The following is a 21,763-nucleotide window of genomic DNA, read 5'->3' on the forward strand; positions in this document are numbered from 1 at the left end:
CAGAAAAATCGCTGTTTCAGGCCATTCAAATCGATGATGGCCGGAAATGGGACCACTTGTCCGCTTGTGAGGCTTCAAATCCCTTTCTAACGGATTATCTTGCGCTAATTTGATCTCGTTCTGCGACACTTCGGTGTCAAAGAGCTCACGCCGCAAAAGCTGGTCTATCCAGTTCGTTTCGATCTCCGGGGGGAAGTCTGACGAATATGATCAACCGAGTGGCGCTGAAAAATGCGCGTTGATATCCGGGGGGATATTCAACGTGCTTTTTTTTTGCCCGGATGGCGGCGTTGCAGAGACGGCTCATCGGGTGGCAATCGGGATTGAACCACAGATAGGCGCGGATGATGCCATGGATGATCGACTACGGAATCCATGCCACCGATCGCGCGATCTTCCGTCCCGGAGGGACATCGGAAATTAGCCGGTCGGCGCAAGCCACCGGAATGCGTCCCCCCACCTATTGGAGCCTCGCCCCTGCCGGGGCGGCAACATTCTTTGATCCGGATCCGGCGGCTTGGGCCAACCGGCTAATTTCCGGTGCCCCTACCGGGGCGGAAGAGTGTCGTCCTCGTCGTCCTCGTCGTCCTCGTCGTCCTCGTCGTCCTCGTCGTCCTCGTCGTCAGCGTCGTCCTCGTCGTCCTCGTCGTCCTCGTCGTCCTCGTCGTCCTCGTCGTCCTCGTCGTCCTCGTCGTCCTCGTCGTCCTCGTCGTCCTCGTCGTCCTCGTCGTCAGCGTCGTCAGCGTCGTCAGCGTCGTCAGCGTCGTCAGCGTCGTCAGCGTCGTCAGCGTCGTCAACGTCGTCAACGTCGTCAACGTCGTCAGCCTCAGCCTCAGCCTCAGCCTCAGCGTCAGCGTCAGCGTCAGTGTCGGTGTCGTCGGTGTTCGATTCCGATTCCAATCCGGTCACGCCTCCGTCGTTTTCATTTTCCGGCCGGGGGGATTCGTCGGGGACGGGGGATCCGGAGGTTTCGTCACTGGCAGCGGTTTCGGTTTCGGGGGAGCGGCCGTTGTTTTCCAAGAGGACGAAGACTTCGTTCTGCACGGCTTCGATCTGGCTCAGCGGGATGTTCGGGTCCTTCACGATGAAGACCTCGCCGGTCTTGCGGTGTTCATAGACGCGGAGGATGCCGGTGGGGGTGCGCTGGCTGTCGGTCTCGCGCAGGAGTTTCTGGCGTTCGAGCATGACGGCGAGGACGAAGCGGGCGTTCTCGGTGTGGTCCTCGTCCTCCTCCACGAGGCGTTGCAGGATTTCCTCGGCGCTGAGTTTTTCCACCGGGCTTGCGGTTTCATTTCCCCGGGGGGCGGTGTATTTGGTGCGCCAGAAGGAGAACGGGGCGTCGCCGGATTCCTGCTGGGTCTTCCAGCCTTCGGCGCAGTAGTCGCGGCGGACGTAGCCGCTGGATTCGGGGTCGGGGAAAAGCGCGGTTACGATGGTTTCGCCATCGACGAAGGGGCGTTGGGAGGCGGCGCACTCGCGCCCGCGGGAACGGACATGCCAGGATTCAGCGATAGCCATTTGAAAGGGAAGGGTTAGTCATTGCCGGGGAAAAGCCGGCGCAGGATGAGGTAGATCGGCTTGCCGGAGATACGGCGGCGGAAAAGGTAGAGCCCCAGCAGGGCGAAGGCGGCGTTCGGCAGCCAGGCGGCCACTCCGGGCCGCATGGTGCCTGCCTCGCCGATGGCGAGGGAGATGTTGCTGAAGAGCAGCATCAGGGCGGAGAGCACGACGGCGAGGAAGATGCCGCCGCCCGGGCCGCGGCGCGAGAAATGGATGGCGAGCGGGGTGGCGAGCAGGACGGTGACCATGCAGGCGAAGGGCAGCGCCCAGCGGTAGTGCCACTGGGTGATGTAGGGGGCGGGCTCCGCGAACTGGCCGAGCCGGTCGTTTTCCTTCAGCCAGCTGCTGAGATCCGGGATGCCGAGGTAGGCGGCGCTGAGTCCGGGTTTGACGAGCTGCCACGGGGTTTCCGTCCAGTTTTTGATGACGAGCGGGCCTTCCAGCGTCTCGAAAATCGGCGGCATGTCCGGCTTGTATTTCGCGATGACGGCGTCCTGGAAGGTCCAGTGGTGGGTCGTCTTGTCCCATGAGGCGCTCTTGGCGGTGATGCGGCTTTCCAGGGTCTTGTCCGGGCGGGTGGTGGTGATCTCCACCTCTTTCAGGGGCGCGCCCTTGTGGTAGTCCTGCGGGAAGATGCCGATTTCCCACAGACGGTGCTGGGACGGATTCTGGTAGAGCACCTGCCGGGCCTTGACGATCTGCTTTTCGGGCACCACCGGAGCGGCCGGTGAATCCGCTGCGGCGGGTGAATCCGCTGTGGCAGGTGCGTCCGCTGCGGCGGGTGGCGTGGCCTGAGCCGTCTTGTCCCTGCTCTTGGATTTGGTGGGAAGCCTGTCGTTGGCGGCATCCAGGATGGCATCCATCTTGCCCTCCGCGTTCGGCGCCCAGTGGTAGTTGAGGCCCAGGCTGAGCAGGCTGAAAAACAGGCCGGCGATGATGAGCGGCAGGGTGAGGCGGATGATGCTGCGGCCCGCCTGGATCATGGCGATGACCTCGCGGGTGCCGGAGAGTTTTCCGAGGGAATACAGCAGGGCGAGCAGCAGGCTGTAGGGCAGGAGCAGCAGCAGGACGGCGGGCGAGCGGGTGCCGTAGAAGACGAGAATGGTCTGGAAAACGTGGCTGGATTTCCGGAAGTCCCCGATCTTGTCACCCAGGTCCATCAGGAGCCAGATGGTCAGCAGCGAGGCGAGGCAGATGGAGAAGATCCCGAAAAACTGCCGGGCGATGTAGCGGTCCAACGTGCCGCCGAGGCAGTAGACGAACCCGGCCAGCGCGGGCAGGAAACAAAGCCCGGAGAGCACCCAGGGCCGGGCGAGATGGGCCGGAATGTCCGAGTCCGGGAAGCCGATGAGCTGCTGCCGCACGGACTCGATTTCCGCCGGGACGAGCAGGGCGCACGCACCGGCCCCCAGGGCGGCCAGTACGAGGGGAAGCAGGAATCGCAGGAGATGGGTGCGGAAAAAATTCATAGGTGGCCGCTTGCCAGGAAGATTGGCTGGGAAGCGGGAGGAGTGTCGAGTTTGTTGTGAAAGAGGATGTGGACCGCTGGAGGAGAGGCCGGTTATGCACCAGCCTCGCCGAAGATGCCTATCATCACGCTGCCCCCCAGTTCGGGTAATCGAACCGCTGCTGGCGGATGCTGTAGTAGTGGTTCGTGAGAGGCAGCCGGATCGCTCAGATTCCCAACCGCTCAAGCAAAAGCCCCGCATGATGTGAACCAGCTCGCCAAATTTATCATGAATCAATCCACGGGGACGTTCCCAAAGTGGACCATGAGAAAACCCTGTTGCCGTGGCTTTGGGAAGAATGGGAGATTAAAGGGCGGCAATGTCAGGGTCGCGGGTCTCACACCAGAGCAACGTCAAAAATCGACAAGAAAGCCTCAGCTAAGCGGTGGAAAAAACGGTTGGGCTATCTATCCCCATCATCAACAGTTTCCGCCAAGTCTGTTTCTGGATTGATCGGAACGATCTCGATCCAATCGATAGAAACTACGTCTTCAACCTTCAACTCGAAAAAGAATTTACCAATGAACTCGTTCCCGTCAGCCTGAACAAGCGGGCCCATGGTCCAGACTCTGAGATCCGTTCCTGCTATCTTTTCTCTCGACCAAGGCTTGCGTGAAAGACCCCACTCAAGGCCATTGATTACGTCTTGCCACCTAGGGAAGCGAGTTTTTGCTAGTTTTGAGGACGATGTGGCCTCTGGATTCCAGTTCAGAGTATACATTACGCGTGCTTCAGTTTCTTGTGCAGCCCAAGCGCGGTAGCAATATCGGACTCTTCATGGTCCATGCTCATAATGAACGCTGCCTCAAGCGGGATGCTTTCCTTGTCTTCTGCAATCTCCCATGCGGGATGGCTATGGGATAGCTCACTAACCTCTTCAGCGGAAAAGGGCTTAAGAGCACAGATAATTTCCAGCATGAAGTTGATATCTTCTCCCGAAAACTCGGAAAGATCGGGCTCCTTAAGAGCAAGAACCTTGTGCTGGGTGTGACCGGAAACTAATTGCCGCTCTTGGACGACAGCCCTGCCAGCGGACACCAAGGAGTCCCTTACTGGCTTCATGTGACGTGGAGCAGGGCCTTTCCCAAGGCGCATGAAGTCACATCCCACAATAGGCTTGCCGCGCTTCACGAAGGAAAAGAAGTCGGCGAAAAACAAAATCTTGTTCAGCTTTGTAGCGCCAAATTTCGGATCACCATTGCACTTTTGCGCAATGAACAAGATCATCTCCGCAAGGCGGTTATCCGCTTGGGCTTCTCTCTCTCGGGGAGTTGGATTGCTGATGCTCATGTCTCAAAAAGATTGTAGGTTAGGGATTGCTTAAAGGCGATCAAAATATAATGCAAGCCAAAATAGTTCAAAAGAACACTTTCAATATTCTTTCAATATTGAATGTTTTTTAAGTGGCCGCTCAAGCATGAACGGCAATTTCACCCGGGTTACGCTGGATTCCGACACGAATACAGTCACCGGAACAAAAAAACCGGAGCGGCACGTGGCCGCTCCGGCTGGAGTGATTTGGAAATCCTGAAGGAGTCTCCCGGAGGAGTCTCCCTGCGGATCTTACTTGTGCAGGATCTTCGGCACCATCGGCGCGCGGAGGCGGTGTGGCTCCGGCAGGTTCGAGCCGAGCAGCGGACGGCAGTAGGACAGGAAGTCCTGCGTCACGCCGTTGCCTTCGGCATTGATGAAGTTGTCCGGCATGTGGCGGGTCTTGCCGGCGACGTTCTCGATCGGCACGAGCTGGTAGTCCACGCTGTAGTCGAGCACGGGGCGCTTGATGGCCACCGAGCCGTCGCAGTTGTCCCACATGGCGAACTGGACGGCCTTCTCACCGGCCTCGCGCGCCTCGCGGGCGTCGCGGTCGGACTGGATGCCCATGAAGGAGCGCTGCAGGTAGCCGAAGGTGTCCGAACGCACGCGCTTGATGCCGAGGCCGTCGCGGATGGAGTTGGAAAGCAGGTCGCCGAGGGCGCCGGTGCCGGAGAGCTGCACGTTGCCGTGCGAGTCGCGCTCTTCCTTGCCGAGCAGCTTGACGATCATCGGGGTGCCGTCCGGATCGGAGATGCCTTCGGACACGGCGATGGTGCAGAGGCCGTGCTGCTGATAGACGCGGTCCACGTCGGCGAGGAAATTTTCGATGATGAAGTGGCGCTCCGGCATGTAGATGAGGTGCGGGCCGTCATCCACATACTTCTGGGCGAGGGCGGAGGCGGCGGTGAGGAAGCCGGCGTGGCGGCCCATCACGACACCGATGTAGACGCCCTTGAGCGCGCGGTTGTCGAGGTTCACACCGGTGAACGCCTGGGCGACGAAGCGTGCGGCGGAGCCGAAGCCCGGGCAGTGGTCGTTTTCCTCGAGGTCGTTGTCGATGGTCTTCGGGATGTGGATGGCGCGCAGCTCGTAGTTCGCGGCCTTGGCCTGCTCGTTGACGATGCGGACGGTGTCGGACGAGTCGTTGCCGCCGACGTAGAAGAAGTAGCGGATGTCATGGGCCTGCATGACCTTGAACATGCGCTGGCAATACTCCTCATCCGGTTTGTCACGGGTGGAAAGCAGGCCGGACGACGGGGTGCCGGCGACTTGTTCCAGGTTGTGCGTGGTCTCGCGGGTGAGATCGATGAAATTCTCGTCGATGATCCCGCGCACGCCGTGGAGAGCGCCATAAATCGACGTCACCTGGCTGAACTTGCGTGCCTCGAGGGCGACACCGACGACACTCTGGTTGATCACCGGGGTGGGGCCGCCACCCTGTGCGACCAGGACTTTTCCTTCTAAACGGTTGCTCATGGGGCGGCGAGAATTGACGATCCGGCCTCAGATGCAAGCGTGAACCACCGCTGAAATCCCATCCCGCGCATGATTCCCACCCCTTCACATCCGGAAAACCCTGCCTGCCCGTGGCTTCCGGAAATTTCCGGCAGACATGACTTCACGCTGACCCGCCGCCACGGCCACGTGAAAGGGGCGGATTTCTATCTGGACGCGCTGCGCTACGCCCAGTCCCAGTGGATTTCCGGCAAGCCCGCGCAGGCCATCCTCCAGTTGAACAAATCCTGGATGGCGGACCTCGCCGGGGAGGAACCCGTGCTGGAAACCCACCCGTCTCCCTACCGCGCGCTGGTCTGGATCATGGAAAACGCCGCCGGTGGAAACCGCGGCTATCTCGGCAACCCGGTGCGCCACTTCCAGCACCTTGCCAGCCGCATGTCCGGCCCGCGCGCGGAGATCCGGTCGTGGCGGGCGTGGCTGTGCTTCCACCTCGCGGAGAGGACACTCGGCCGCACCGGTTTCCCGAGGGACGGGGAACAGATCGCCCGCGAGGGGTTGTGGATTCCCGGCTACCCCCGCGCGCTCCACGAGGTCGGGGAAAAGGGATGGACGGGGGAACTTGCGGAGGGGCGCACGGTGGGCGACCCGTGATGCGTGGCGGGAGCTCCAACGGAGCCAAATGCGAAAACCCGCAGTCCGTCCCTCAGCACAACGGCGCGGAATGCGAAAGTCCGCCGTCTGTTCTTCAGCACCAACGGTGCGGAATGTGACAGCCCGGGGTGAGCGAAGCGCAACCCCGGGATGGGTTGTTCCGAATCGCAAGTCCTGAAGGGACGGCATCCGTGGCGCGGCAATCCCCCGTCGATCACGTCCCTTCAGGACTCCGGTTTGTTTCGGGGATCTTTTCCCATGGCGTTGCCATGGGCTATCCCATTCCGCACCGTTGGTGCTTGAGATCCGGCGTTCCGCCGTCCGTCCCTCAGCACAACGGCGAGGAATGCGAAAGCCCGCCGTCTGTTCTCCAGCACCAACGGTGCGGAATGTGAAAGCCCGGGGTGGGCGAAGCGGAACCCCGGGTGGCATGTTTCCAAACGGAACGAGCCCTGAAAGGGCGGCATCCCTGGCGCGCCGCCACCGCGCGATCACGTCCCTTCAGGACTCCGGTAATTTGGAACCCGTTTCCCGGGACGTTGTCCCGGGCTATCCCATTCCGCACCGTTGGTGCTGGAGATCCGGCGTTCCGCCGCCCGTTCTTCAGCACCGGTAGTGTGAAATGCGAAAGTCCGCTGTCGTGAAACGGCTTCCTTGGAATGCGCTACTTCGCTCGTTTCGCGAGCCACAAGGCGGGCATGGCGCATGCCCCGGCGAGGATCGCGATCCATCCCCATGCGGGTATCCCCGGGCCCGGGCCGTCGTGGATTCCGGCGGATTGGATGTCCGGGCGGAGGACGGGCCGCGTCGTTTCCTTTTGCGGGGACTTGTCCGTAGGATCGACCCGCCTTCCTTCCATCACGGAATCGCGGTTGGTGGCGATGAACGAGGCATACGAAGGACGCTCCCGCAGGGAGGGCTGGTATTTGTCGATCTCTCCCTCGAACGTCGGCAGCCAGACCGCCCCGGCGTGGTTGCCGGAGGTGAGGGCCTGTTTGTTATGTTCCAGGAAATTCCGCAGGAGCCATATCGGGTGGAACTCGGGCCCCTCATAGCTTTTCGATGTCTCCACCCACAACGCGCCCGCCCAGTCCCTGGTTTCCTTGGGGAAGCCCTCGTCATTCATCAGGCAGTAGAGGATGACGTTGCCGACATGGGATTTGAATGCCGGAATCTCCTGCTGGTTGCGGTTCTTCCTGGGGGCGGTGGAGGCGGTGTCGAAGATCGGGATGAGCGGCTTGAGGAGGTCCCCGTATCCCTGGACTTCCTTCATGATCTCCGAGGCGGTTTCGTCCTCGCGGGAGTAGTCTCCGATGACCTCATCGATGGTTTGCTGATGACGCAGGCCGATGAGGGTCGCTTTCGCGCGGATCCGCACCTCACGCCGCGGGTCCCGTGACTTTTGCAGCAGGTATTGGATCGCGGCGGATCCATATTCACGGGGCAGCCAGCCAAAGCCCGAAGAGGGAGGATTCAACTGGAAAATCTCCTCCTCGATGCGCACCGGCAGATCCGCCGCCGAATGGACCGGCGTTTTCTCCGGCCCTCTCTCCAAGCCGGCAAGGGGCATGATCCCGGCGAACGAACAGACGATGATCAACAGATGGCGGTTCATCTCACTTTTGCTTTTTCATTCGCTTTGTACCAGTCCTTCCGGCGCATCCAGGAGGTGAGTCCTGTCTCGCTCGGGCGCATCAGGGGCTCGCCAGACAGCTCCGCGGGCGCGGGTCCGAGATCGTGGGAATTGCCCTGACCTTCGGCCCGGGTGGAAAGGAACAGCAGATGCCCTGTCTCGTGAGCGGCTCCGATCGCCTCCACGGAGGATTTCAGATAGACCTCTTTCCTGTCCCCGCCCACGATGCCCACCATGTCGGGGGAACTCGCCACCGCGAGATTCTCCACAATGAAGATCGGAACCTTGACCCCGGTGGCGTCCGAGACCTCGGCATACACAGCCGGACGGGCGGTGTCCCAGGGGAATGCTCCGTTAGTATTGAAAATCGCCGGGAGTTCCGGCGGATTTTCGCCGGGCCCTGGTGACGGAGCATCGCCATATTGCATGTTGATGTCGCCCTGGGATGTCAGGTTGAAGGTGATGTTGCATTGATCCTGGAAGGCCTTGTTCATCTCTCCGACGTACAAGGCGGCGTGTCTCTTGCTGGCGAAAGCCGTATGCGCGTTCCTCGCGTCCCGGATGTGAAACACTCCCGTGCTCAGTGCCACGGCATCGAAGACATGCGCCTTCAACGTGATGGCGATGGGGTTTGGCGCGGCCTTCGCCCTCAGGACGATCCTGGTGCCATCCTCCCCTGTGGCGGCGATGCCGTTGACCTTGAAATCCGTGTTCTCCTGGGTGATGGCGGCATTGGTGATGCCGAGTTTCCCCGTATCGTCCGGGTGGGGGACGAGTTCGAACTTGGAGCCGAGGTCTCCGGTGGCGGCGCCGGGGAAGCGGAGCCTGACGATGCTCTTGGTCTTGCCGACACCCACGGAGGTCCAGTAGGGAACCTCGGTGTTGTCCCATCCGCTGTGGATGTCCGCATTGTCCCGCAGCTTGAAGACCGGGGAGGTGATGACCGCTTTTTTCTTCATCGGTTCCTCGGCCTTGTTCTTGGGCCAAGCCTTGTCCTGGACAAGGAGTTTTTCGTGGTTGCCGATGATGTAGTGGAGGATGTCGCCCTCGGTGGCGATGAAGAGGTCCGGCTCCTTGCTGCCGACAGGGGAGACGGCGATGGACTGGTTCCCGACCGCCTGGGGCCAGATGGTGAACTTGGCGGTGTCGGCATGGGGCGGCGTGGGTGAGGCCGGGACGTCCGTGTTGGGCTTGTCGATGACGGTGATCTCATACGACTGCTTTTTGTTCAGGGTGATTTGTTCGCCGCTGCCGTAGAGTTTTCCGCTGACCTGCACTTTCAGGACGTGACAGACGGCGCAGCTGTTTTTCACCTGCTTGCCCTCGCTGCGGATGTCGAAGGCCACCTGGTAGGTCTCCGGCACCGCCGGCTGGACGGCGGGAGCGCCGCTGCCGGCGGGCTGTCCGCCGGGGCCGGGAGCTCCGTTCGGCGTGAATCCGCTGCCGAAGGGATTGTAGGCCTCCACCTCGGCGGTGGAGCCTGTGGTCGCGAGGGGCTGCGGACCGGGCGTGGTGAAGGTGGTGACTCCCGCGGCGACGTCCGCGATCACAACCCAGCTTCCGTCCGGCAGTTTCACCCGGAGACGGAATCCGCTTTCGTTGTTGGAAACATCATTCCAAGTGAACGTGGTCGTGCCGTCGGGGTTGAGGGTGATCTGGATGTTGCCGGGCGACGCGGGAGGGACGCCGCCCCAGTCCCCGTCGGTCGGGTCGGTGTCGGCCGCCACCTCGTCTCCATCCGTGACTCCATCTCCATCGGTGTCCGCCAGATCAGGATCCGTCCCTTTCTCGTATTCCTGGAAGAGAAGCAGACCGTCCGAATCATCGTCCGAGTAAGCATCGTCGCCTGACGTGGGATCGAAGCCATGATCGAGCTCCCATTTGTCCGGCAGCTGGTCACCGTCGGTGTCCCACTTCCACGGATCGGTGGCGGTGGGAAGGTTGTTCTTTTCCTCAAGGTCGGTGAGACCGTCGTGGTCGATGTCCGCCTCCGTGGGATCGCTGCCGAAAACGATCTCCTGCGCGGTCGTCAGTCCGTCCCCGTCCGGATCGCCGGCGGAGTCGTCCACGTCGGGATCGAACCCGTAAACGGCTTCATAGCTGTCCGACATCCCGTCCGGTTCGAAGTCCAGATCCGGATCATTCGCGACCAGTGGATCAAGGTGCGGGGAGAGCACTTCGAAGCCATCCGGCAGCGTGTCATCATCCGTATCGAAATCGAGCGGATCGGTAAGGTGGGTGGAGATCTCGCTCCGGTTGGTGAGCTGGTCGGAGTCGGGATCCTCGTCACCGTCCTCTACCGTGTCCATATCGGTGTCCTTCGAGTGGGGATCGAGCTGGAGCAGGCTTTCCTTGACGTTCGACAGGAAATCTCCGTCCGGATCCAGCGTGGCGTCGGAAGCGGACAGGGGGTTGAGCAGATAGGTGGCTTCCCAGCCGTCCTCCATTCCGTCCGCGTCGGTGTCTTCGGACCAGGGGTCTGTGAGGAATATGAAAATCTCCTCAGGGTCGGTAAGCCCGTCGTTGTCGCCGTCCGCCGCCCATGGGTTGGTGAAATAGATTTCGACCTCCTCCTTGTCGGTCAGGCCGTCCTCGTCCGGATCCGCGCTGGAAAGCGAGGTGCCGGTGACATTGAATTCCGTGAAATCGTCCAGAGTGTCGGAATCCGTGTCGGTGCTCCAAGGGTTGCCGGAGTACCAGAATTCATCCATGTTCTCAACCAGATCCCCGTCCGGGTCTCCGGTGGCGCCGTTGTCCACATCGAAGGAGCCGTCGTCAAGCGGGTCCAGACCGTTCGCGACCTCCCACCCGTCCGGCAGATCGTCGCCATCGGTGTCACGGGCGAGAGGCAGGAGCTGGTGCAGATACTCGTTGATGTTGGTAAGGCCGTCGTAGTCGTCATCCCCGGCGGGGTTGATGTCTGTCTGACCGTCGAAATAAAACCTCTGCCACCACAACGGGAGCTGGCCCGATGGGGCGGTGAGGTCGAAATTGAAAACGGTTTTCAACTGGCCGAGGTTCGCGAGCAGCTTGTCGGTGGACTCGTTCTGGACGAGCCATGCCGGGGCGGCTGTCTCGTATTTCGCGAAGACGAGACGCTCGTGGATCTTGCCCGCGATCCATTTCAACTGTCCCAGGTTCATGGCCTGGTAATCGGCGGGAAGCCGGTTGGTGGCGTTGTATCCTCCGCTCTGGTAGGCCAGCACCCAGCCGGCGACGAGTCCGTTGAGCTCGGATCCCGCGCCGCCGGGGATGCGGGCGTTGAGTTCCTGGACGGCCTTCTGGGTGAACCCCTTGAGCTGTCCCTGGGTGACGGGCGCCTGATCCGCCCGTGTGTTGGAATCCGTCGCGCCACGGGAGGCCCACCACGCGGGGGGAGCGGCTACGGAGGAAGCGACGCTGGTGATCAGAAGACCTGCGAAAAGGGCACGACGGGACATGGGGAGGGTGATGGGAAAAGGGATGGGATAGCGGGAAACGAAGAATTGACCGTTTCCGCACTCAGTAGCCGGTGAACATCGGGATATCTCCTCCGGGCGCGCAGGTCAGGACTCCCTTCACCGCCACGTTGCCGTTTTTATACACGGTCAGGGCGTTCGAACGGACGGCGGGAGTGACGAGAGGATTTCCGTTGCCGATTTCAAAAATTGGATCGGTTGGCACCCAGGCACTGGTGCTGCCTCCCCCCAGGTTGAGACTGCCGGTGGCCTGTGAGGAAAAGGCTTGCGCGATGGTCTGGGATCCGGAAGACATGGAATACCAGCCCGAGGCGACGGTGGTTCTGCCGAAGGCAGCCGAGGCATATCCGGATGCCACCGAGGAACGTCCCGCGGCCATCGCGCTGCCACCTGAAGCCAACGTGGCCGTCCCCATGGCAAGGTCGTTTTCGTTTGTCGCCGTGGAACCGGAGCCAAACGTCGCGGAGGCTTCGCCGGACGCGATCGTGTTCGAGCCTGTCGCGAGGGTATTGTCATTGCTTGCCACCGAACTTCCCCCCAGCGCCGCCGATGCCACGCCAGACGCCACCGTTTGGGTTCCCAGGGCGAACGAAGAGCTGCCGGAGGCCTGTGTCGAGTATCCGAAAGCCGCCGAAGTCCACCCGATATTGGATTCGTTCCATTGCGTTCCATAAACCTCGCCAGCCCGGAAGGCCGCCTTTGATGCATACCACAACAGACGCGCGCCCGCCCCTTGATCTGTGGTGAGCAGCGAAGGGGTCGCGCTGTAAGTTCCTTTTCCGATGATGATTCCTCCCTGACGGAGTTCGATTCCACCGGCGGGATCACTGGTGGCCGCCTTGATTCCGCCGGTGACGGTCAGGTTCCCGGTGATCGGCGTGGTCTGGGCGTGGAGGCTGCCGGACAGAGCCGTGAGAAGGGCCAGCAGTTGCAGGGACGGATTGGACAGTGGGCTACGGTGGGATTTCATCGGGATTGGGATGGTTGATCGGTTTGAAGGTTTTTGGATTCGTCCGAAAGGCGGGCGGCGGCTTCCAGCAATGCCGGGTCCGGGGCAGTGTCAGCGGGAGCGGCGGATTTTTCCGATTCCGTCCTGATCCGCCCGTTGCGCAGGATCAGGAAATCCCTCAGCGCGGGTGTCGCGCCGGCAGGGATGTCGAACGAGGTCGGAAGGGGCTGGGGAGGAATCGAGGACTCGCTGGTGATTCGTGCCGCCGCGCTCGCGAGAGCCGCCAACGCGTCCGCATTCCGCTCATCCCAATCCGCGAGCGCCTGGGCGCGCTCCTCCGGAGACGCGTCTGGCATTTCATTCCGGACCAGGGTCCGCTGGTTCGCCAGACTGGCGCGTTCCATTTGGAAGTTCTCCATGGTTTCGGATGCGTCGGCGGGAATCATCACTTCTGTGACGTATGGTTGGGGGGCGGAGTTTTGTTTCCGCGACGCTTCCGTCAGCCGCTCTTGGTTGGCGGTGATGCGGGCGGCGTTGCGGGTCCGCCAGTCCTCCATCTCCGCGGGAGACGCACCGCCTCCGGCCAGCTCTTCAAGCTCCAGAACGATCGCGCGTCGTTCATCCAGCGCAGCTTGGTCGGCAAAGACGGGTGGGGTCTGTTCCGACAAAACCCAGGTGATGCCGGCTGGCGGCTCTTCTTCGTTTTCAGCCGTTGCGAGGGCCGCGCCGCACAGGGTGATCGCCGAGACCGCACGGAGCGGGAATCCGCGGGAATTCCATAACTTCACATTCATGCGTTCATCCGAATATCGGGTGAACGTTTTAAGTCAACGTGGTGACGGACACGCTTTCGGCACGAGAATGGTGTTGATCCGTTAGAAAGGATCTGTTAGGCGGCCCATGGCGGCGGGTGGAACCCGTCTTCCGCAGCTAGGCGGGCGCCAGCAGCCCGTGGCGGATGAGTTCGCGGACCAGTCCGGCGATCTGTGGAGCGAGTTCGGGATTGTTGGCGAAATGCGGGTGCGCCCTCAGTTCCGCGACCATCGAGGCAGGTGCCCGGCCCTCGCGGCAGAGCGCCAGCAGGCGGAGCAGGAACTCGTCGATCTGGCCGTCGTAACTGAGCTGGCCGGGGCTGATGAGCCGGATCGTCCGAGCTCCCCATCCCTTGTCGAGGATCATGTCGGTTTCGGCGCGGATCCCGTCGACCACCGTGTAAAGCCCGTCCAGCAGGCGGGCGTCGTCCGGTTGGTGGAGGGCCAGCCAGGCTTCGCCCTCGACCACGCGGCGGACTTCCGCGCCGGCGGTGGGTTCGATTTTTTCGATGCCGCGGCTTTCGGCGCGGGTCCAGGGTGGTCCCTGGCCGCGGTGGATGACGAGGAACCCGTAGTGAATCCGGCGCGCGCCGATCTCCGTGAGATAGGAGACCCAGCGGTCCAGCGTTTCCGCGGATGGGGTGCGGCCGCGGCCGGAGTCCCGCAGCCAGCGGGTGGCGTAGTCCGCCGGGTTCTGCGTCAGGCTCCGCAGCAGCCATGTCCCGCAACCGCTGCCTTCCAGCCATTCCAACGGGCGGGTGGAGGACGCGTCGTCGCCGTTGTCGTACCAGTTCAGGAGCATCACGCCGATGCCGCCCGGGTTGAGATGGTCCGGCATGCGGCGTGCGAGGTGTTCGCAGAATGAGTCGCCGCCGAGTCCCGAGTCGCGGAAGGTGAAGGTGGTTTCGGGAGAAATCACGAACGGCGGATTCGCGGTGATGACGTCGAACCGGCGGCCCTCCACCGGGGCGAACAGATCGCCCTCGAGAAATTCGACGGAACCACCACCCGCCAGCCGGACATTCATCCGGGCGAAGCCGAGAGCGCGGGGATTGATATCCGCGGCGGTCACCCGGCAGCCGGACGCGGCGAGCCGGATCGCTCCCCAGCCCGCCCCGGTGCAGAGGTCGAGCGCCGGGCAGCCGGCCCTTCCGGGAGCGAGCGCGGCGAGCATGCGCGTGCTCAGGCCGATGCCCATCGTGTAGTCCGTCCTGTTGGACAGGAGGGCGGCCGCATGGTCGGAGGCGAACCAGCCGCCCTCGTCGGCCTCGAGGTGGGCGACGCTGCGGACGAGGTCGTTGCCCAACGGCTCGATGAGGCCGAGCGTGACCAGGCCGTGGAGCTGCTCGCCGAAAAGCAGGAGGGCTTCCCGGCCGGTCACCGGTTCGCCCGCGTCGAACAGGCGGTAGGCGATGGACAACGGCGAGCCGGGAAAGGTCCGGCTGACGACCGCTGTCCGGGCGAAGGGATCCGGCAATGATTTGATGCCGATCTCTTCTGCGGTCCGGGCGGTGTAGCCCGCGCGTTTCAGGGTGGCCAGGAACGGTGCCGGGTCCCACGAGGCGAGGGCTTTTTCAGAAAACATGGGGTTCCGTCAGGGGAGGTTTTTGGAAACCCGGAAAAAACCGGCCTGCGAGGTGCGGGGAACCGTGTAGGTGGTTTCCGCCGAGGTCGCCGTGATGGTGGCGAAGGGTGAAAACGCGGTGCCGAGGTCCGGGCTTTGTTCGATCTGGTAATCCTCGCCCGGAACACTGGGCCAGCTGAGCCGGAGTTCTCCGCCATTCGGAGCGGTCGGGGTGGCGACCGCGCTGAAGAACGAGGTGGAATTGGCGGGATGGGTGCCCAGGCGGTATTCCACGGTGTCCGGCACGCCGTCGCCGTCGGTATCCGCCCGCAGGTTGCTCACCCCGCTGGCAAGCCCCACCGATTGTTCATAGGCGTCCGGCAGGCCGTCGCCATCGGTGTCCGGGGAAACGATGGTCGTGGTGGCGTAGGGAGGAGCGCTCGCGGGGAACACCCGGTAGGTGAATACCAGGCTCTTCCACTTCAACGTCAGTTTTTCGCCGGTGCCGCCGCCGGTGCCGGGCATTCCGCTGTAGGAACTGACGAGCACATCCTGGAGGGTGATTTCCCAGTAGTCCACCGGCTGGCCCTGGACGGTCTTCGCCACGTCAAGCTTCACCTCGGTGAAATGTTTGCCTTTGGCGCAGGCCTCCATGAGCTTCGGGCTGGCCTTGTCCGTCGTGCGGTGGAAAACCATCTCGGCGCCCCCGCCTTCGTGGCTGGAGGACAGCCTTTCAACGGACGCCCAGCCGACGTGGCCGGCGTCGGTGGATTCGCCGGGAGTTTCCGGGCCGAAATCGAGCCACCCCTGGACGCCCGCACGGGCGTCGGGTGAGAGCAGGGCAAGCGCCCCGCCCATGAGTGCCGGTAGGGTTTTCATGGCGGCGGGTGGTTCAGTCCGGCGCCGTGGAGGACGCGTCGTGCTCGATGCTGACCACCTCCTTGTCGGGGGCGATGTAGTCCCACTTGATCTTCGTGAAGTTGAAGCTGACCGAAGCGGTCAGCGGCCCGGCGGGAGATCCCGCGGTAGGCTGCGGGCTGTTGCTTTGGTACGATGAAACCAGTACATCGGTGAGGGTGATGACGTAGTAGTCGGTGGTTCCGCCGCTCGCGCCGTCCATGCGGGAGACGGCGAACTGCAGGGACGGGATGTGTTTCCCGGTCGCGCAGGCGAGCATCAGTTTCGGGCTGGCCTTGTCCACCTTCATGGTGAAGTGGAAGTCCTGCATGCTCACCTTGCCGGTGCCCATGCCGCCGGAACCGCTGCCGGCGAGGCTGGCGTTGGAAACACCCCAGCTGAAGCTGTCCAGTTCGATCCAGTCCTTGTGTCTCGAATCGACCGATTCTCCCTTGATGCCTTCGATCTTCAGATAGTAATCCGAAGCTCCGAAGGTGCTGGAGATGGAGAGGAGGGTGGCGGGGGCCACCAAAGCCAGAGTCTTGGACAATGAAGGGTTTTGTTTCATGGCTAACTGCCACCATGAATGTTTTGTACTGGCAAAGTCAATGCAATTCCCCCGGGCGGGGGCTTCACATAAGTCCTATGGGTCCCGTAGGACCTATATCATCCATGACAGATCTTCAGAATTTCGCGTCGTCCAGCGAGTTCGCGCGCACCGCCACTTCGTCTCCGGTGCTGAGGCCGAGGTCTTCGAGCTGCTTGCGGGAAAGCTCCACATCGAGGAACTGTCCGTCCTCGAGCCGCAGGCTGAGCGTGGCGATGGGACCCGCGCTGAAAAGGTGCTGCACGCGGGCGAGGCGGTCCGTGGTCGGTTCGTATTCCGCGGCGAAGAGCACCTCGATCTCGTGCGGCCGGACGTAGCTCGTCTCACCGAGCGGATCGGCGATCTTGTTCACGTTGCCGAGGAATTCGTAGACGAACGGGCTGCGCGGGTGGTCGTAGATCGTCTGCGGATCGCCGACCTGCTCGACGCGGGCGTTCCGCATCACCACCACCTGGTCGGCGAGTTCCAGCGCCTCCTCCTGGTCGTGCGTGACGAACAGCGTGGTGAGGCCGATCTCGTCGTGGAACTGGCGCAGCCAGCGGCGCAGGCTTTTCCGCACCTGGGCGTCGAGCGCGCCGAAGGGTTCGTCGAGAAGAAGGACCTTGGGACGGATCGCAAGCGCGCGGGCCAGCGCGACGCGCTGGCGCTGGCCGCCGGAAAGCTCGTGCGGGCGGCGCTTGTCCAGGCCCTCGAGCTTCACCAGCTTGAGCAGCTCGAACACGCGGTCGTGGATCTCCTGCTTCGGCGGACGCTTGGAGCGCGGAAGCACCGTGAGGCCGAAGGCGATGTTCTCCGCGATGGTCATGTGGCGGAAGAGGGCGTAGTGCTGGAAGACGAAGCCCACGCCGCGCTTGCCCGCCGGCACGTCGCTCACGTCCTCGCCGTGGAAGCGGATCTTGCCATCCCCAGGATCGGCGAACTCGAGTCCGGCGACGATGCGGAGCAGGGTGGTTTTCCCGGAGCCGGAAGGGCCGAGCAGCGCGGTGAGCGAGCCGTCCGGAACTTCTAACGAAACATTCTCGAGCGCGGCGTAACTGCCGAACGTCTTGTTGATGGATTTGATCGATATCGACATGGGGAAAACGGGTTATTTGTGGCCGGAGGCGGAGTGGCCGGAGAAATGCTCGACGACGCTCTTCATCCCGAGCGTCACCAGCGCGAGGAAGGCCAGCAGCGTGGCGCAGGCGAAGGCGGCGCTGAACTGGTACTCGTTGTATAGTACTTCGATGTGGAGCGGCAGCGTGTTCGTCTGTCCGCGGATGTGGCCGGAGACCACGGAGACCGCGCCGAACTCGCCCATGGCCCGCGCGTTGCAGAGCAGCACGCCGTAGAACAACCCCCACTTGATGTTCGGCAGGGTGACGCGGAAGAAGATCTGCCAGCCCCTCGCCCCCAGCGTGACCGCCGCCTCCTCCTGGTCGCTGCCCTGCGACTCCATCAGCGGGATCAGCTCGCGGGCGACGAACGGGAAGGTCACGAACACCGTGGCGATGACGATGCCGGGAAACGCGAAGACGATCTTCGGGTTCGCCAGCCATTCGGACAACGGGCCGAAGAACCAGTAGAAGCCGCGGTATTCGGCGATGTTCGCGGTGAGGCCCGCGAGCGGTGCGAAGAAGTCGGCCATGGCGGCGGGCGGGAACCAGCCCTTCGAGCCGAAGATCATCACCCACACCAGACCGGCGATGACGGGCGAGACGGCGAACGGCAGGTCGATGAGCGAGAGCAGGAACGCCCGCCCCTTGAAGCGGAATTTCGTCACCAGCCAGGCGGCGGAGACGCCGAAGAGCGTGTTCAACGGCACCGAGATGGCGGCGGCCAGCAGCGTGAGCTTGATGGCGGAGAGGGCGGTTTCCTCATGCAGCGAGGCGAGGAAGACCTCCCAGCCGCGGCGCAGTGCCTCGGAGAAGACGGCGGCCAGAGGCATCAACAGGAAAAGAGACAGGACGACGATCGCCAGCCCGATGAGGATGTTGCGGACGAGCGGGGATTCGGTGGTCGGCGGACGGAGGGACATGGATTCAGCGGTTCTGCCAGTCGAGCCGGCGCTGGAGAAGGTTGATGAGGAACAGCAGGGCGAAGGAGACGATCAGCATCGCGGATGCGATGACCGCGGCGGCCTGGTAGTTGAACTGTTCCAACTGGGAGACGATGAGCAGCGGCAGGATCTCCGTTTTCATCGGCAGGTTCCCGGAGATGAAGATGACGGAGCCGTACTCGCCGATGGCCCGCGCGAAGGCGAGGGTGAAGCCGGTGATGAGCGCGGGGACCAGCAGGGGAAGGATGACGCGGTAGAAGACGACCCAGCGGTTCGCGCCGAGCGTGGCCGCCGCTTCCTCGATCTCCTTGCCGAGATCCTCCATCACGGGCTGCAGCGTCCGGACCACGAAGGGAAAACCGATGAAGGTCAGCGCGATGAACACGCCGACGGGGCTGTAGGCCGCCCCCTTCGCCGCGATGTCGTCCACCAGACCGCCGATCCATCCGGTCGGGGCGAAGGTGGTCTGGACCCAGCGCCCGGCATTGGCGATGTGGAAGCCGATCCAGCCGTTCGGCGCGTAGATCTGGGTGAGAGTGATGCCCGCCACCGCCGTGGGCAGCGCGAACGGGAGATCGACCATCGCGTCGAGCACGCGGCGGCCGGGGAATTCATAGCGGACCAGCACCCAGGTCACGAGCAGGCCGAGGACCACGCTCACCCCGGCGGCGGCGGCGCTGGCGCCGAAGGTGAGCTTGGTCGCGGCGATGACGCGCGGAGTGGTGAGCAGCGCCCACCATTCCGAAAAACCGAGGCCCGCCGCCTTGATGAAAAGGGCGGCGAGCGGAATCAGGATGATCAGACCGAGGTAGGTCACCGTGAATCCCAAGGACAGGCCGAAGCCCGGAATAACGCGTCGTCTGGACATGAATGGTGGATTTGAAAGCGGTTACTTCGGCTGGTAGATCTGGTCGAAGGTGCCGTTGTCGTCGAAGTGTTCCTTCTGCGCTTTTACCCAACCGCCGAAGTCCTTGTCCACCGTAACGAGCGGAAGTTTCGGCAGCTTGTCCACGAACTTGGCGGCGATGGCCTGGTTCCGCGGGCGGTAGAAGTGCTTGCCGGCGAGGTTCTGGGCCTCGTCGGTGTAGAGGAATTCGAGATACGCCTTGGCGGCCTCGGCGGTGCCGTGCTTGGCGGCGTTCTTCTCCACCACCGCGACGGGCGGCTCGGCGAGGATGCTGAGGGACGGATAGATGATCTCCGTCTTGCCGGGGAACTCCTTCTCGATCAGGTAGGCCTCGTTTTCCCATGACAGGAACACGTCGCCGATCTCGCGCTGGGCGAAGGTGGTGGTGGAACCGCGCGCGCCGGTGTCGAGAACGGGCACGTTCTGATAGAGGCGCTTGATGTAGTCCAGGGTCTTCGTGCGGTCCTTGCCGTATTCCTTGTCCGCCCACGCCCATGCGGCGAGGTAGTTCCAGCGGGCGCCGCCGGAGGTTTTCGGATTCGGCGTGATGACCTTCACGTCCGGCTTCACGAGGTCTCCCCAGTCCTTGATGCCCTTGGGATTTCCTTTTCTGACCACCAGCACGATGGTGGAGGTGTAGGGCGAGCTGTTGTCCGCCAGCTTCGTCTGCCAGTCGGCGGGAAGGCTCTTGGCCTCCTTCACGATGCTGTCGATGTCGCCGGCGAGGGCGAGCGTGACGACGTCCGCCTCGAGACCGTCGATGACGGAGCGCGCCTGCTTGCCGGAGCCGCCGTGGGACTGCTCGACATCCACCGTCTGGCCGGTTTTCGCGAGATGTTCCTTTTTGAAGGCGGCATTCACCTCGACGTAGAATTCACGAGTCGGGTCGTAGGATACGTTGAGGAGTTTCACCGCTTTCGCCTCGCCCTTGGCGAAAGGCTCGTTTTTTCCGCAGCCGGACAACATGAGCACGGATGTCAGGATGGCTGGAAGGATGTGTTTTGTTTTCATGATGTAGTCGGGGTGAATGTTCGCCTGTCAGGAGGATCTGTCAGAAAGAGAGGCGGATGCCGGTGAGCAGGGTGGTGCCCTCGTAGGCCTCGCCGTTGCCACGGAGCTGGGCCCACTCGGCGCCGCCCATGAGCTTCAGCTTGTCGCCATGGATGAAGTACTGCACGCCGCCGTAGAACGCGTTGTAGATGTCGCCACGGCCGCCGTTGTCGGCCACGGGTCTTTCATAGCGGCTCTGGCCGACGACTCCGAGCGCGCCGGAGCTGTCCGAAAAGGAGTAGCGGCCCACCAGCTGGAGCTTCTTCGGAATGATGTCGTAGGTCGGCTGGATGAAGAAGCCGAAGACATCGCTGTCGTCACCGTCCCCGCCGGAGGCGAAGAAGCCTTCCAGCACGACGGCGGCGGCCTCCTGTTTCACGACGAAGGAGGCGGAGAGGATGTCGTCATAGCGGCCCAGCACGAAGTCGCCGTCCTCGCGCTCGCTGTGCAGCCAGTCGAGGTTGACCTGCGCCTTGTCCGTGCACAGGGTTTTCTTGAGATCGTAGCCCACGCCGAGCGTGGTGGAGAAGCCGCCGTTCATGTCGCCGAACTCGCCGTCGCCGAAGGAGCCGCTGCCACCGGTGGTGGTGGGCGTGTCGTTCGAGTAGATCCCGGCGCGCCACGAGAAGTCGTCGATGCCGTGCTCCACGGTGAGGCCCGTGGCACGGTTCACGTTGAGCTGGTTGAAAATCTGCGACCGCTCGAAGGTCGGCTGGGAGTTGGTGGACTCCAGGAAATCGTATTGGCCGATGAGCGGCTTCATCTTGCCGAGGGTGAGGCTCAGCGACGAGGTGGGCTTCCAGCGGACGTATGCGTCCACGAGCCCGTCGTAAATGTCCTCGAATCCGTCGTTGCTCTGGAAATCCGCGCGGACCTCCACTTTCTTTTCAAACAGCTTCGCATCGAAGCCGAAGCGGGAGCGGCGGTCCTCCCAGTTGCTCTGGCTGCCCTGGTCCGCATCCACGTCCCAGTATTGTCCCTGGTAGCGGCCGCGGAGCTTGAATTCCTGCAGAATCGGATTCCGGTCGTCCTTATAGAGAGTGGCGTGGCTCCATAACTCGTCCATTGTGGCCGTGTAGCTGTCTTCCGCGAAGGTGGCTTGCGTGCCGATGGTGAGTGCGAGCAATGTCATCCATTTGTTCAGGGTTGGTGTGACATGTGGAGGATACGGTTGTGTTTTCATTTTAGTTTGGCGTCCGAAGGTTCGGATGGCGTCGCTGGTTGGGTTCGGGTTGTCCGCCCGTTTCCGGGTGGGATGATGGATTGCGAAAAGGACCTGGGATGCGGGCGTGCGGAGACCTCCGGTGCGGGGACACCGTGGATGTGATCGGGATTCCAAGTCCTCCGGCGGTCCGGT

The 21,763-nt window shown here is 62.7% G+C and carries 18 protein-coding genes; 1 reads left to right on the plus strand and 17 read right to left on the minus strand.

From position 1 onward, the window contains the following. Window positions 1-546 precede the first annotated feature (546 nt). The 5 genes from JIN84_RS09370 to JIN84_RS09390 all read right to left on the minus strand — a co-directional run bounded on the left by JIN84_RS09370 (window position 547) and on the right by JIN84_RS09390 (window position 5,858). On the minus strand, window positions 547-1,518 hold the full coding sequence (locus JIN84_RS09370; RefSeq protein ID WP_200350787.1) for a hypothetical protein: 972 nt from the start codon (window positions 1,516-1,518) through the stop codon (window positions 547-549). A gap of 14 nt (window positions 1,519-1,532) precedes the next feature. After that, window positions 1,533-3,029: an LptF/LptG family permease gene (locus JIN84_RS09375; RefSeq protein WP_200350788.1), complete on the minus strand. Its 1,497-nt coding sequence runs from the start codon at window positions 3,027-3,029 to the stop codon at window positions 1,533-1,535. Between the two features lie 442 nt (window positions 3,030-3,471). Then, entirely contained in the window at window positions 3,472-3,789 is a 318-nt protein-coding gene (locus tag JIN84_RS09380) for a hypothetical protein (RefSeq protein WP_200350789.1), read from the minus strand. Beyond that, a complete protein-coding gene (locus JIN84_RS09385) occupies window positions 3,789-4,358 on the minus strand; it encodes a Panacea domain-containing protein (protein WP_200350790.1) in 570 nt (189 codons plus the stop codon). The genes JIN84_RS09380 and JIN84_RS09385 overlap by 1 nt, the downstream gene beginning before the upstream one ends. A gap of 273 nt (window positions 4,359-4,631) precedes the next feature. Next, complete coding sequence (locus JIN84_RS09390; RefSeq protein WP_200350791.1) at window positions 4,632-5,858, minus strand: 6-phosphofructokinase; 1,227 nt, start codon at window positions 5,856-5,858, stop codon at window positions 4,632-4,634. A gap of 69 nt (window positions 5,859-5,927) precedes the next feature. Between JIN84_RS09390 and JIN84_RS09395 the strand changes: the two genes are divergently transcribed. Further along, window positions 5,928-6,491 (plus strand): hypothetical protein, encoded by a 564-nt coding sequence (locus tag JIN84_RS09395; RefSeq protein WP_200350792.1) that lies wholly within the window; start codon window positions 5,928-5,930, stop codon window positions 6,489-6,491. A gap of 664 nt (window positions 6,492-7,155) precedes the next feature. Here the strand turns inward: JIN84_RS09395 and JIN84_RS09400 are convergent. The 12 genes from JIN84_RS09400 to JIN84_RS09455 all read right to left on the minus strand — a co-directional run bounded on the left by JIN84_RS09400 (window position 7,156) and on the right by JIN84_RS09455 (window position 21,589). Continuing rightward, a complete protein-coding gene (locus tag JIN84_RS09400; RefSeq protein WP_200350793.1) occupies window positions 7,156-8,106 on the minus strand; it encodes a hypothetical protein in 951 nt (316 codons plus the stop codon). Then, a complete protein-coding gene (locus JIN84_RS09405; protein ID WP_200350794.1) occupies window positions 8,103-11,564 on the minus strand; it encodes a hypothetical protein in 3,462 nt (1,153 codons plus the stop codon). The genes JIN84_RS09400 and JIN84_RS09405 overlap by 4 nt, the downstream gene beginning before the upstream one ends. Window positions 11,565-11,625: 61 nt before the next feature. Further along, window positions 11,626-12,552, minus strand: a complete 927-nt coding sequence (locus JIN84_RS09410; protein ID WP_200350795.1) for a hypothetical protein — start codon at window positions 12,550-12,552, stop codon at window positions 11,626-11,628. Beyond that, window positions 12,549-13,325, minus strand: a complete 777-nt coding sequence (locus tag JIN84_RS09415; protein WP_200350796.1) for a hypothetical protein — start codon at window positions 13,323-13,325, stop codon at window positions 12,549-12,551. Before JIN84_RS09415 ends, JIN84_RS09410 begins: the two co-directional genes overlap by 4 nt. A gap of 136 nt (window positions 13,326-13,461) precedes the next feature. Beyond that, complete coding sequence (locus tag JIN84_RS09420) at window positions 13,462-14,928, minus strand: DUF7782 domain-containing protein (protein WP_200350797.1); 1,467 nt, start codon at window positions 14,926-14,928, stop codon at window positions 13,462-13,464. Window positions 14,929-14,937: 9 nt separating this feature from the next. Next, window positions 14,938-15,786, minus strand: coding sequence for an Hcp family type VI secretion system effector (locus JIN84_RS09425; RefSeq protein WP_200350798.1), 849 nt, complete (start codon window positions 15,784-15,786; stop codon window positions 14,938-14,940). 13 nt (window positions 15,787-15,799) lie between these two features. Next, window positions 15,800-16,372, minus strand: coding sequence for an Hcp family type VI secretion system effector (locus tag JIN84_RS09430; RefSeq protein ID WP_200350799.1), 573 nt, complete (start codon window positions 16,370-16,372; stop codon window positions 15,800-15,802). 115 nt (window positions 16,373-16,487) lie between these two features. Beyond that, a complete protein-coding gene (locus tag JIN84_RS09435) occupies window positions 16,488-17,486 on the minus strand; it encodes a sulfate/molybdate ABC transporter ATP-binding protein (protein WP_200350800.1) in 999 nt (332 codons plus the stop codon). A 12-nt stretch (window positions 17,487-17,498) separates the two neighbouring features. Continuing rightward, entirely contained in the window at window positions 17,499-18,428 is a 930-nt protein-coding gene (gene cysW / locus JIN84_RS09440) for a sulfate ABC transporter permease subunit CysW (RefSeq protein WP_200350801.1), read from the minus strand. Window positions 18,429-18,432: 4 nt separating this feature from the next. Next, window positions 18,433-19,317 carry an ABC transporter permease gene (locus tag JIN84_RS09445; protein ID WP_200350802.1) on the minus strand — a complete coding sequence of 295 codons (885 nt, stop codon included), beginning with the start codon at window positions 19,315-19,317 and terminating at the stop codon, window positions 18,433-18,435. Window positions 19,318-19,338: 21 nt separating this feature from the next. Then, a complete protein-coding gene (locus JIN84_RS09450) occupies window positions 19,339-20,322 on the minus strand; it encodes a sulfate ABC transporter substrate-binding protein (RefSeq protein ID WP_234043414.1) in 984 nt (327 codons plus the stop codon). Between the two features lie 85 nt (window positions 20,323-20,407). Continuing rightward, the gene (locus tag JIN84_RS09455) at window positions 20,408-21,589 is read right to left on the minus strand and encodes a porin (RefSeq protein WP_234043410.1); all 1,182 of its coding nucleotides are present in this window, start codon (window positions 21,587-21,589) and stop codon (window positions 20,408-20,410) included. Window positions 21,590-21,763: the final 174 nt, after the last annotated feature.

Origin of the sequence: Luteolibacter yonseiensis (assembly GCF_016595465.1) — a bacterium.
Lineage (GTDB): Bacteria > Verrucomicrobiota > Verrucomicrobiia > Verrucomicrobiales > Akkermansiaceae > Luteolibacter > Luteolibacter yonseiensis.